General features: G+C 65.8%; 11 protein-coding genes and 1 tRNA gene. 5 read left to right on the top strand and 7 right to left on the bottom strand.

The window, feature by feature from the left end; all coding sequences use genetic code 11:
* Positions 1–36 precede the first annotated feature (36 nt).
* Positions 37–468 (top strand): cupin domain-containing protein, encoded by a 432-nt coding sequence (locus IAG41_RS13820; RefSeq protein ID WP_187729249.1) that lies wholly within the window; start codon positions 37–39, stop codon positions 466–468.
* 779 nt (positions 469–1,247) lie between these two features.
* A complete protein-coding gene (locus IAG41_RS13815; protein WP_187729248.1) occupies positions 1,248–2,528 on the top strand; it encodes an NAD(P)/FAD-dependent oxidoreductase in 1,281 nt (426 codons plus the stop codon).
* 24 nt (positions 2,529–2,552) lie between these two features.
* Here IAG41_RS13815 and IAG41_RS13810 read toward each other — a convergent pair whose 3' ends face one another.
* From IAG41_RS13810 to yajC, 4 genes are read right to left on the bottom strand one after another with little or no spacing between them, the layout of a single operon-like run.
* Positions 2,553–2,924, bottom strand: a complete 372-nt coding sequence (locus IAG41_RS13810; RefSeq protein WP_187729247.1) for an Mth938-like domain-containing protein — start codon at positions 2,922–2,924, stop codon at positions 2,553–2,555.
* A gap of 13 nt (positions 2,925–2,937) precedes the next feature.
* Complete coding sequence (gene secF, locus IAG41_RS13805) at positions 2,938–3,909, bottom strand: protein translocase subunit SecF (protein ID WP_187729246.1); 972 nt, start codon at positions 3,907–3,909, stop codon at positions 2,938–2,940.
* Between the two features lie 15 nt (positions 3,910–3,924).
* Positions 3,925–5,511, bottom strand: coding sequence for a protein translocase subunit SecD (gene secD, locus IAG41_RS13800; protein ID WP_187729245.1), 1,587 nt, complete (start codon positions 5,509–5,511; stop codon positions 3,925–3,927).
* Positions 5,511–5,852, bottom strand: coding sequence for a preprotein translocase subunit YajC (gene yajC, locus IAG41_RS13795; protein WP_187729244.1), 342 nt, complete (start codon positions 5,850–5,852; stop codon positions 5,511–5,513). The genes secD and yajC overlap by 1 nt, the downstream gene beginning before the upstream one ends.
* 143 nt (positions 5,853–5,995) lie before the next feature.
* On the opposite strand from yajC, the gene IAG41_RS13790 reads away from it, so the two are divergent.
* A tRNA-Pro gene (locus IAG41_RS13790) sits at positions 5,996–6,072 on the top strand.
* A 61-nt stretch (positions 6,073–6,133) separates the two neighbouring features.
* On the opposite strand, the gene IAG41_RS13785 is transcribed toward IAG41_RS13790, so the two are convergent.
* Together IAG41_RS13785 and IAG41_RS13780 are read right to left on the bottom strand one after the other, a co-directional pair.
* Positions 6,134–7,450, bottom strand: a complete 1,317-nt coding sequence (locus tag IAG41_RS13785) for an AAA-associated domain-containing protein (RefSeq protein WP_187729243.1) — start codon at positions 7,448–7,450, stop codon at positions 6,134–6,136.
* Between the two features lie 23 nt (positions 7,451–7,473).
* Positions 7,474–9,225 carry an ABC transporter permease gene (locus IAG41_RS13780; protein WP_187729242.1) on the bottom strand — a complete coding sequence of 584 codons (1,752 nt, stop codon included), beginning with the start codon at positions 9,223–9,225 and terminating at the stop codon, positions 7,474–7,476.
* Between the two features lie 288 nt (positions 9,226–9,513).
* Between IAG41_RS13780 and IAG41_RS13775 the strand changes: the two genes are divergently transcribed.
* The gene (locus IAG41_RS13775) at positions 9,514–10,002 is read left to right on the top strand and encodes a PilZ domain-containing protein (protein ID WP_187729241.1); all 489 of its coding nucleotides are present in this window, start codon (positions 9,514–9,516) and stop codon (positions 10,000–10,002) included.
* Positions 10,003–10,056: 54 nt separating this feature from the next.
* Here the strand turns inward: IAG41_RS13775 and IAG41_RS13770 are convergent, their stop codons facing one another.
* Positions 10,057–11,250: a Yip1 family protein gene (locus IAG41_RS13770; RefSeq protein WP_187729240.1), complete on the bottom strand. Its 1,194-nt coding sequence runs from the start codon at positions 11,248–11,250 to the stop codon at positions 10,057–10,059.
* Between the two features lie 251 nt (positions 11,251–11,501).
* Here IAG41_RS13770 and hslV point away from each other — a divergent pair, with 251 nt between their 5' ends.
* The gene (gene hslV / locus IAG41_RS13765; RefSeq protein ID WP_187729239.1) at positions 11,502–12,068 is read left to right on the top strand and encodes an ATP-dependent protease subunit HslV; all 567 of its coding nucleotides are present in this window, start codon (positions 11,502–11,504) and stop codon (positions 12,066–12,068) included.
* Positions 12,069–12,152 lie beyond the last annotated feature (84 nt).

Below are 12,152 nucleotides of genomic sequence, written 5' to 3'. Positions count from 1 at the left end.
CACACACTACGCGCCGTTCAGGTTCGGGAGAGAGGGATGGAAGACTCCAAGGCGATCATCGAGGCGCTCGGTCTGGCGCCGCATCCCGAGGGCGGATGGTATCGCGAGACCTGGCGCGCCGACGCAGCGCCGGGCCAGCGCGCCGGCGGCACCGCGATCCACTTCCTGCTCGAGGCTGGCCAGCGCTCGCACTGGCACCGCGTCGATGCCGATGAGCTTTGGCTCTGGCATGCCGGCGCCCCGCTCGACGTGATGATCGCAGACGAAAATTCGGCGGAAATCCGTAGTTTTCGGCTTGGCGGCGACGTGCTCGCCGGCTATTCGCCCCAGTGCTTGGTGCCGGCGAGTCGCTGGCAATCGACAGAGGCGAACATCGGCTGGGCGCTGGTGAGCTGTATCGTCGTACCGGGCTTCGAATTTGCCCGATTCGAACTCGCCCCGCCGGGCTGGTGGCCTGGCGCGCGATAGGCGTTGTCCCCGTTATCCACGTTATCAACAGGCCCGACGCCCTATTTCGTGCTTTGCGCGACTCGGGTTCGATGACACCATCATAACTGTAAGAAGGCGGTCAGGCAGCGGGAAACCAAAGCAGGATCAAGAGCTTACACCGGATCGAACAGATGCAGGTGCCTTCGGGAAACCACAGAAGGACGGTTCGGGGGATGCGAGGCCTTCGATGCCAGCGAAAACAAGGCGGCGCGCAAGCGACGCGGCGATTTCGGGAAGCGGTCGGAACGCCTGGCTGAGGCGAAAGCGGAGAGGTCGCGCAAGCGACATCGAAGTGGCAGACTCGCCCGATGGAGTTTTCGGAAAGCACTCGCATTGCGCAAGCAATGCGGCGGTGGAAGAAAAATCCGGGCAAATGTATCCCGCAAGGCTTCAGAACTGTCCCCCCGGGTCAGGTCTGGAGCGGGCCGCCGAAGGCCGGAAAGGATAGCCTGTCCTCGGACAGGAACATCATCCGGCCTCGGTGACCGACGCGAAGCTCGCATGCCCTTGCCGGCGCGAGTGGAGCATGCCGCCGAAACCAGGCCGCGAGATCCTTCGGGATCAGGCAGCTGAAGTCCGGTGACATGGGGACTGGCAGCGATGCCGGTCCCCTTTTGCGTTTCGAGCCTGCGACCGCGCGGACGACGAAAGTTCGGCCGGCCGGCCTTTCAAGCGCAGCTATGATTATGCCCGAAGCCATTTCGCGCTAAGAACCGTGGCGACGCGATGCCGGGCCATGGCGTCCCAGGGAGAACGCTATGCCTGCGGACTCGGACATCGTCATTGTCGGCGGCGGAGCTGGAGGGCTCGAACTTGCCGCGCGCCTCGGGCGTCGTTTCGGCCATAGCGAAGGCAAGCGGCGTGTCCTGCTGATCGACCGCTCGATCTTTCATCTCTGGAAGCCCTCCCTGCACGAAGTGGCCGCCGGCTCGCTCGACGCGCATCAGGAAGGCCTTTCTTATCCGATGCTCGCCCGCCGCAATCATTTCAGCTTCGCGCTCGGCGATCTGATCGGCCTGGATCTCGACGCAAAGACGATCGAGCTTGCCGACATACGCGACAAGGACGGGCAGGTCCTGGTCGGCCGCCGCTCGATCCCCTTTCGTACTCTCGTGCTGGCGATAGGCAGCGGCTCCAACCTGTTCGATACGCCGGGCGCCGCCGAGCACGCACATCTGCTGGAAAACGTCGCGGACGCCGAGGCGTTCAACGAGCGCCTGACCGCTGCCTTTCTCGCCGCGGCCTATTCCGACAACCGGACGTTGAACATCGCGATCGTCGGCGCTGGCGCGACCGGCGTCGAGCTCTCGAGCGAACTGATCGAGGGCCATGACGAACTTTCCGCCGGGCTGGCGCCGGACCAGCGCTTCGATTTGCAGGTGACGCTGGTCGAGGCCGCGCCGCATATCCTGGGCGGCCTATCCGAAAAGCTTGCCGCGAAGGCCGCCCGCGCTCTCGAGGCCAAGGGCGTCCGCTTGCTGACTGATGCCAATGTCGTCGCCGTCCATGCTGACCGGCTCGACACCAGCCAGGGCCTGATCCCCTCCGATCTGATCGTCTGGGCGGCAGGAGTGAAGGCATCGGAGCATAATCGCTCCCTCGGCCTGACGATCGGCCGGTTAAACCAGTTTGTCGTCGACGATCATCTGCGCACCTCCGCGCCTGGCGTCTTCGCCATGGGCGATTGCGCCGAAGCGCCCGGCCCAGACGGCAAGCCCGTTCCGGCACGTGCCCAGGCAGCGGCGCAGCAGGCAGCCTATCTGGCCCGCGTTCTCGCCGATCCCTCGCGGGATCGGGGTCCGTATGTCTATCGCGATCGCGGCTCGCTGGTGTCGCTGGGCGAGGGCCAGGGCGTCGGCTCGCTGATGGGCGGCCTGGCCGGGCCGAACTTCCTGATCGAAGGGCTGATCGCCAGATGGGTCTATATGGGGCTGCACCTTGATCATCACCGAGCGATCATCGGCATCCGACGGACTCTCCTGCTGGCCCTGTCGCGACTGTTGCATCGCCGGGTGTCCGGTCGCCTGAAGCTGCACTGACGCGGCGGGCGCGACGGTGTCGTCCTAGTCCAGCGGGTACAACGCTCCGGCGACCCAGCGCAATTCGGCGCGGAGCACGCCCCAGGCGCGCGCCGCGGCACGGCTGTCCATCGCCTCGACGCCAATCCCGCGTTCGCCCAGCGCTCGGGTAAACGCCAGCGGCGGGCGCACCAAAGTGGCGCCGGTACCGAGCAGGAGGAATTCGGGCTGCGGATTCAATGCCAGCAACGGCGCGATATCCGCCTCACTCAGCTCCGTGATCGGCGGGGGCGACCAGCTATCGGCGCGCTCGGGCGTGATCAGCAGCCCTTCGTATACATTCTCGTCGACGCGGAAGCCGCGCCCCGAAAAGCCGGAAATCACCGGCCCCTCCGCGCTGCGGCGTTCCATTTTCATCCGGTCATCTTCCTCAGGGAAGCTCTTTGGCCCGCACGCGCTCGGCGTTCGACTGCTCGGCCCGGTCCTCGCGCACGCCGGGCTTGAGGCCGAGCGTGATCAGCAGCGACGACGAGACGTACACCGACGAATAGGTACCGACGACGATGCCCAGCATCATCGCGGCAGTGAAGCCGCGCAGCACGTGGCCGCCGAAAATCAGCAGCGACGCCAGCGCAAGCATGATCGTCAGCGACGTCATGACGGTGCGCGGCAGCGTCTCGTTGACCGAAAGGTCGATCAGCTCGCTCATGCCCATCTTGCGATATTTGCGCATATTCTCGCGGATACGGTCGTCGATCACCATCTTGTCGTTGATCGAATAGCCGATGATCGTCAGCACCGCGGCGACGATGTTGAGGTCGAAGGTGAACAGCTCGCGGAACAGCGCGAAGAAGCCCAGCGTCATCAGCACGTCGTGGATGATCGCGACCGCAGTCGAGACGCCGAACTGCCATTCGTAGCGGAACCACGAGAAGATCGCGATGCCGATGATCGCCAGGAACACGGCGAGGATGCCGTTCTGGATCAGCTCATCGGAAACCTTACCCGAGACGGTCGAATAGTTGCTGAAGGTCGCACCAGGGAATTTCGTCGCCAGCGCGCTCTTCACCTGCTCCACCATCTTGTCGACCGCGTCCGGCGCGGTCGATTTGGGCAGCGGCAGGCGGATCGACACGATGTTCTTGCCACCGAGCTGCTGCAGCGTCGTCTCGCCGAAGCCGAGGCCGTTGATCGTCGAGCGCACCTTGTCGAGCGGCGGCGGTGTCTCGAACTTCTCCTCGATCGAGACGCCGCCGACAAAGTCGACGCCGAGGTTTAGGCCGCGCGTGGCGAGCAACGCCAATGCGGCGACGGTCAGCAGCGCAGTTACCGCAAACGCGATGTGGCGGATGCGAACGAACGCGATGTTCGTGTTGTCCGGGATGATCTTGAGGAGCCGCATGGTGCCGCGCTTCCGTTAAATGTGGATCTCGCTGGGGCGATTCCTGCGCACCCAGATCGAGACGAGCATGCGGGTGAAGACGACCGCGGTGAACACGGAGGTCGCGATGCCGATCAGCAGAACCACCGCGAATCCGCGGATCGGCCCCGAACCCAGGATCAGCATGATGAACCCGGCGATGGCGTGAGTCACGTTGGCTTCGAAGATGGTGCGGCTGGCTTCCTTGTAGCCGAGCTCGACCGCCTGCGTCACGCTGCGCCCGCGCCGCCGCTCCTCGCGGATGCGCTCGTTGATCAGCACGTTGGCGTCCACCGCGGTGCCGATCGTCAGCACGAAGCCGGCGATGCCCGGCAAGGTCAGCGTCGCGGTGAGCATGCCCATCACCGCCAGGATGACCAGCACGTTGATGACCACCGCCATCGTCGCATAAATGCCGAAGCGGCCATAGGTCAGGATCATGAAGGCGATGACCGCGACGACCGCGATAACCGACGCGGTGATGCCCGCCTTGATCGAATCGGCGCCGAGCTCGGGGCTGACGGTGTTTTCAGAGACGACCTTGAGCGCGATCGGCAGCTTGCCCGAACGCAGCGCGATCGCGAGCTCGTTGGCGCTCTGCACGGTGAAGCCGCCATTGATGACGGCACTGCCGCCCAGGATCGGCTCGTTGATCCGCGGCGCCGAGATGACGGTGCCGTCGACGATGATCGCGAAGGGTTTGCCAGAATTTTCCTGCGTCACCTTGGCGAAGCGCTTGGAGCCCGCGCCGTCGAGCTGCAGCGTCACGCCCGGCGCGCCGGTCTGCGGGTCATAGGTCTGGTTGGCCGTCGTCAGCATGTCGCCGGTGATCATCACCTGGCGCTGCACGGCGATCTGGCCGCCGCCTTCCGCATAGGGCAGCAACACCGAGCCCGGAGGCACGACGCCGCGCGCGGGATCGGCGGTGGTGTCGACCAGGCGGAACTCCAGCTTGGCGGTCTTGCCAAGCAGCTGCTTGAGCGCGCTCGGATCCTGCAGGCCGGGCACCTGGACGACGATGCGGCTATTGCCTTCGCGCACCACGGTAGGCTCGAGCGTGCCGAGCGCGTTGATGCGCTTGTCGACGACTTCGCGCGCGTCGTTCATCGCGGTTTCGATCGACTGATCGATGCCCGCCTTGGTCGGTGTCAGGACGAAGCGCGTCGAATCGACGACGGCGATGTCCCATTCGCGCTGGCCGGTATTGCCCACGCCGCTTCCGGTGATCGTCAGCAGCTTCTCGCGCGCGGCATCCACCTTGCTGGGGTCGCGCACCATGAAGCTCAGCTTGCCGCCCTGGACCGAGATATCGCCGATCTCGACTCGCGGATCACGGCGCATCTCGCTGCGCACTTCGTCGCGCTTGGTTTCCAGCTTGGACTGGGCGACGTCGCTGGTGTCTGCTTCCAGCAGCAGATAGGAGCCGCCGGCCAGATCGAGGCCCAGGTTGATCGCCGGGTGCGGGATCCATTTCGGCCAGGTCTCGCGCATGTCCTTGGGCACGAAGCTCGGCACCGCGAGCAGAATCATGATGGCCAGGCCGATCGTGATCGACAGGACCTTCCAGCGCGGGAAATCGAGCATCAGTCGTTCGCTGGCTTGCCGCCGCCGAGCGGCCGGATTTCGGCGAGCGTGTGCTTGACCGCGCGGACCTTCACCTGCGGCCCAAGCTCGAGCTCGACTTCGGTCTCATCGACCTTGGTGACCTTGCCGATCAGTCCGCCGGCGGTGACGACCGTGTCGCCCTTCTTGACCGACTGGACCGATTCCTGGAGCGCCTTCATCCGCTTTTGCTGCGGACGAATCATCAGGAAATAGAAGACCACGAAGATGAGGACGAGCGGCAGCAGCGAGATGATAGCGCCTGCGCCGCCGGACTGTCCTGCCGCGCCCGCGGCCTGTGCATATGCTGGAGTGGCGAACATGGGTTCCCGAAAAGCCTGAGGGCGGGGCGCGGAAGCCGGCCCCGTTCAAGGCGCGGGCGCTAACATGCGTTCAAACTACGCGCAACTATTGTCGCAGCGTCTTGCATCCCGCGTCCAAGCGGCATAGAGGGCGCACCCTTGGTCGGGGCGTAGCGCAGCCTGGTAGCGCATCACACTGGGGGTGTGGGGGTCGCAGGTTCGAATCCTGTCGCCCCGACCAGTCTTCTCAATAAGGGACAAGTGGATCGCCGTCGCGCAAAAGCGGCGGGCAGTTTCGCACCTCAGCTCGGATCATCCAGACTGAACTGGTCCGCATCCTCGTCATAAGCGAAGATCTCCGCATAGCGGCCCCATTGGGTCACTGCGCGCAGCGTCTCGGCGGCATAGTCCGGCGACATGTGATCCTCCAGCTCGTCGCGGAAGCGGCGCGCGGGTGCAGTGTGGCTCGCGCGCTCGTCGAGGATGCGGCGGATGTGCTGGGCAAGCGGGACGTGCGTGAGCAGCGCCTGGGCGAAGATCGCGGTGCGCTGGTCGACATCGGCCACCGCATAGCGCCGCCCAAGCGGGGTCAGCGCGAGATCGGCGCCCGAGAGATCGGCGAAGCGCATCAGCTGCAGCGTCTCCGCCATCGGGAAGAGCTCATCGATCTCGAGCTGCAGCTCGTCGGCCAGATCGGCCATGCTCGCCCGACCGTCGAACAAGGTGGCGTCGACTTCCTCGATCAGGCCCGAGAGCGCGTCGGTCGGCACCGCGGTCAGCGCCATGGCGATGCCGGGGCCCTGCACCGCGCCGTCGCGCGCCGGCTCGGGTGCGCGCGCGGTCATCCGAGCATAGATGTCGTCGACCAATGCGCGGAACGCCGGATCCAGCCGGTCGCGCGGCTGCGGCAGATCGACCTTGATCTCGGCCGCCACCCGCCCCGGGTTCGACGAGAAGACCAGGATGCGATCGCACATCAGCACCGCTTCCTCGATATTGTGCGTGACGATCAGGATCGACTTGATCGGCATCTTCCCCTCGGACCAGAGATCGAGCAGGTCGGTGCGCAGCGTCTCCGCGGTCAGCACGTCGAGCGCCGAGAACGGCTCGTCCATCAGCAGCAGCGACGGATTGACGACGATCGCGCGCGCCAGCCCGACGCGCTGGCGCATCCCTCCGGAGAGCTCCTTGGGATAGGCGTTCTCGAAGCCGTCTAGGCCGATCAGGTCGATCGCCGCCAGCGCGCGGGTGCGGCGCTCCTCAGCCGGCACGCGCTGCGCCTCGAGCCCGAGCTCGACATTCTGGAGCACGGTCAGCCAGGGGAAGAGCGCGAAGGTCTGGAAGACCATGCTGACGGTCGGCGCCGCGCCGTCCTCGCCCGCCACGAAGCCGATCGAGCCTTCGTCGGGCGTGATCAACCCGGCGATCGAGCGCAGCAGCGTCGACTTGCCCGATCCCGACCGGCCGAGCAGCCCGACCACTTCATTCTCGTTCAAGGTCAGATCGACATCGTCGAGCACCAGCAGGCCGCTGCCGCCGGTCTTGCCGTAGCGGTGGCGCACATGCTCGACATTGACGAGCGGGCGCGTGGGGAAGAGGCGGGCGAGGTCGGTAGCCATAAGACAGCTCCTGGTCGTGAAGGTCAGCCGAGCCGCAGGCGGCGGTCGGCAAAGCGATAGAGCGGTCGCCAAAGCAGCCGATTGAAGCCGATGACGAAGATCGACATGACCGCGATTCCCAAGGTCACGCGCGGATAGTCGCCGGCGGCGGTGGCGCGCGCGATATAGGCGCCCAGCCCGGTCGCCTCGAGCCGCTGGCTGCCCCAGCTCACGGCCTCGGCGACGATGCTCGCGTTCCACGATCCGCCCGAGGCGGTGAGCGCGCCGGTCACGTAATAAGGAAAGATCCCGGGGATCACGAGCGTGCGCCACCATTGCCAGCGCCGCACCCCGAACATCCCCGCCGCTTCGCGCAGATCGTTGGGGATCGCGCTCGCGCCGGCGATCACGTTGAACAATATGTACCATTGGGTGCCGAGCACCATCAGCGGCGACAGCCAGATATCGACGTTCAAATGCCAATGGACGATCGCCAGCACCGCGAAGGGGAACAGCACGTTCGCCGGAAAGGCGGCGAGGAACTGCGCGACCGGCTGGAGCCGCTCAGCCCAGCGCGGGCGCAGTCCGATCCAGACGCCGATCGGCACCCAGACCAGGCTGGCAAGCGCGATCAGCACCAGCACGCGGATCATGGTCACGAAACCCAGGCCCAGTGCCGTCAGCACATCGCTCCAGGCAAGGTTGCGCGCGACATAGCCGATGATCAGCCACGCCGCGGCGGAAAGCGCGATCGCGAGCCCCGCCAGCCACACCCCCTGCCCCAGCCGGCTCGAGCCCGCGCGCCGCGCGCTCCGCGCCTTGCGCGCCGGGCGCCGGTCGAGCGCCATCATCAGCCGCCCCAGGCCGGTCAGCGGCGAGAACAAGACCGGCAGCAGCCGCGTGCGGCGGAACAGGTCATAGGCCCAGCTCTGCGGCGGGTTCTGCGACGCGGTCTGCTCGAAGCGGAAGCGATCGGCCCAGGCGACCACCGGGCGAAACACGAGCTGATCGTAGAGCAGGATGACGATTGCCATCGCCCCCACCGCCCAGGCGATCGCGCGGAAGTCCTGCCGGTCGATCGCCAGCGCCAGCCAGGACCCGATGCCCGGCAGCATGATCCGGGTGTTGCCGACGCTGATCGCTTCGGACGCGACGATGAAGAACCAGCCGCCCGACATCGACATCATCGCGTTCCACACCAGAGCGGGCGTCGCGAAGGGCAGTTCCAGCCGGATGAACTTGCGCCACGGCGACAGCGCGAAGCCGCGCGTCACTTCCTCCAAATCGGTCGGCACCGAGCGCAGCGACTGGAAGAAGCTGAACGCCATGTTCCAGGCCTGGCTGGTGAAGACCGCGAAGATCGCCGCCAGCTCCACCCCGAACTGCTGTCCGGGAAACAACCCCATGAAGAAGGTGACGGTGAAGGTAAGGAAGCCGAGGATCGGCACCGACTGGAGGATGTCGAGCGCGGGCACGATCACCGACTCCGCGCGGCGGCTTTTCGCGGCCAGGGTGGCGATCACGAAGGTGAACAGCAGCGACGCGCCCAGCGCGGCGAACATGCGGAGCGTGGTGCGCAGCGCATAGCCGGGCAGGTTCGCAGGATCGAGCGTCACCGGCGCGATGCGCAGGCGCGACAGCGGCTCGGCCATGCCCTCGGCGCCGCGGATGACAAGGATCGCGATTCCGCCCAGCAACAGGAAGGCGATCGCATCGGCCCAGCTCGGTGCCGGCGTCACGCGCAGGAAGCGCGAGAAGCTTGCCACGCCCCGGCTGGCAGGGGGCATATTGGTCATGTCTCACCTCATGGGCGTGCCGTAGACGGCGCCCGGGCGAGACTGACGGATCAGGCTCGGCGGATCGCCCTCGACGGCGCGTACAATCGACTACTGTCGCTTGGCATTGTGTTCATCGGTTCCTGATCGCCGGCGAGTCGCCAGCTGCGGGCCGCTTGCTCCCGCACTGCAGCATTGTCAATTCACACCCGCGCTGGATCTATAATCCACAGCTTTGCGGCATACCATTTACGGCCCCTAAACCCTTTTATGACCATCGCTATTCCCGGGCAGGAGCGAGTGAGCGACATGGGTTTGGTAGCGTATCTGTACCGGGATACCCGATGGGCGGAACGGCACACGGTCGAGCGCGACGCGACGCTGCGCGATTCCGACTGGTCACCGATCGACGTCACGGTTGAGGATCTGTCCGAAAGCGGATTCAGCGTCACCGCCCCTACCGAGCTCGCGATCGGTACCGAGATCGGCCTTGGCCTTTCGGGCATCGGCATGCGCGAGGCGCGCGTCGTCCGGCGGACGGAGTATCTCTACGGCTGCGAATTCCTTGCGGCCCTGACCGTGCAGGAACTGCGCGCCGCACTGGCGACGCCGCCGATGACGCCGATCGCCCTGCCGCTCGAGACCGGCGCGATTGGCGAGGCGGAAGAGCATCCCGAACGGCTGCCGCTTGGGATGCGCTCGGTCGCGATCGTGGCCGGCGCCATATTGGCATGGGCGGTCGTGATCGGTCTGGGCTGGATCCTCGTCGGGCTCGTGCGGAGCATCCTGTCCGCCTAGGTCCGAATACTCAGGTGAATCGGGGCCGCGCGAACGCAGCCCCGATGCTTGTTGCTATTTCGCCAGCGACTCGAGCTTGGCGGCGTCGACCGCGCCGACCGCGCTCTTCAGCGTCGCCATGTCGGGCGCCTCGCCTTCGGCTTCGACCATGAAGCGGCTGCCGTACAGGACGCCATAGGTGCCGCTGCCGCTCTTCTGCCATTTCTCGGTGGTCATCCGGCCGCCCACCACGCCGACCTTTTCATAGCCGTCGGCATCTTCGCGGTTCGATTGGACGCCCATCGCCTCGCCCATCGCGCCCATGGCTCCGGCGAGCGCGGCATCGGTGATCGACAGGCGGAACTGCTTGTCGCCCGACGTATAGGTCGCCTGGGCGTTCGACCCGCCGATCCCGGCCGCGGCGCCCGAAGAGCTTTCGGTCGCGGTGCGGTTCCAGCCACCGATCGAGGCGGGCAGCATCGCGGCAAGCTGTTCGGGCGGAAGCGCGGGCGCCTTGCCATCGGCGACGGCCGCCTGTTGCTTCTGCATCCGATCGGTGACCGCCTGCATCCGCTGGGCGGCCTCGTCGATCTTGGCGGTGTCGATCGTCCCGACGCCGGGAACGGTCACGCTGCCGCCGGCCGTGGCGGGAAACATCGCGCGCGACGCGAACATCGCCGTCGAGGAGAAGACGATCCAGCCCACGACCAGGTACAGCACCACCGCGCAGAGGATTGTCACCACCGTATAGCCGGCCGCCTTTTCCGCCGGCGCCTTCATCAGGCGCGGCAGGCCGAGATACAGGAGATACAAAGTGTAGAGACCCAATATGCCCAGGATCGCGAGCGGCGGTATGATCTGGAAGATGGCGGCGACATAGGAGGCAGTTGCCGAATAGGCCGCCACCTTCATCGCCTGCACGCGATTCTGGGTGCCGCCGAAGCTGGGCGCCAGCGCGTCGATGATCAGGGCAAGCACGAAGATGCTGATCAGCGCGCAGACATAGGCGACGATCGCGGTGGTCAGCGCGAACATCAGCGACGGGCGGACCGAGACGATGCCGGGAATGCCATAGCCGAACAGCAACGAGCCGATCAGCCCGGCCACCGGCCCGATCGCGGCGAGCGGCACGACCCATCCGGTCATGATCCCGCTTACCGTCGCCGGCTCGGCATCGATGCGCGCCCATTCCGCCTTGGGCTCGAGCAATATCCGCTTGATGCGCGGTCCCGTGCCCGCAGGCGGCGTCTCCGGAAATTCACTGGCCATCTATTCTGCCTCCCTCGTGGATTTCAGTTACTGGGATCGCGCGCGGAGGCTGGCCGGAACGGAAGGTCGAAGCCTCGATTGAGTGTCCGCGGTTGCTCCCCCTGTCGCTCGCCATGAGCGGAAACCAAATGATGCCGGCCTGGCGCCGCACTACCATAATTTTTGCCCGCAAGAATGCGAAAGTCTTGATCTCGGGCGAACGCGGTGCGGGGATATTTGCGTAAGCGAAACGGCTCCCCATATCCGCCTCCATGAGCGGTAATTCCAATGCGTGGCACGGCACGACCATTCTCTCCGTGCGCAAATCGGGCAAAGTCGTGATCGCCGGTGACGGCCAGGTTTCGGCAGGGCCCACCATCATGAAACCCAATGCGCGAAAGGTTCGTCCCCTGGGCGACGGCTCGGTCATCGCCGGCTTTGCCGGTGCGACCGCGGACGCCTTCACCTTGTTCGAGCGACTCGAGACTAAGCTGGAGCGGCACCAGGGCCAGCTTCTGCGCGCTGCGGTGGAGCTCGCCAAGGAATGGCGGACCGACAAATATCTGCGCAACCTCGAGGCGATGCTCCTTGTCGCCGACAAGGAGCTGACGCTGATGATCACCGGCAACGGCGACGTGCTCGAACCCGAAGGCCATCCGGAGGGCATCGTCGCGGCGATCGGATCGGGCGGCAATTTCGCCCTCTCCGCGGCGCGCGCGCTGATCGAATATGAGCAGGATCCCGAAACCATCGCCCGCAAGGCGATGAAGATCGCCGGCGAGCTCTGCGTCTACACCAACGATCGCCTGACCGTGGAGACGCTCGACAGCGTCAATTGAACCCATCTCCCCCGCATGCGGGGGGTGGGCGCCCGTCCTCCTCCAATGAATCGCTTGCGGATAGCGCGAGCCCACCCCTAGCCC

The organism is Sphingomonas sp. JC676, assembly GCF_014489075.1.
Classification (GTDB): Bacteria; Pseudomonadota; Alphaproteobacteria; order Sphingomonadales; family Sphingomonadaceae; genus Sphingomonas.
This window is presented reverse-complemented; position numbering and strand designations above follow the sequence as displayed.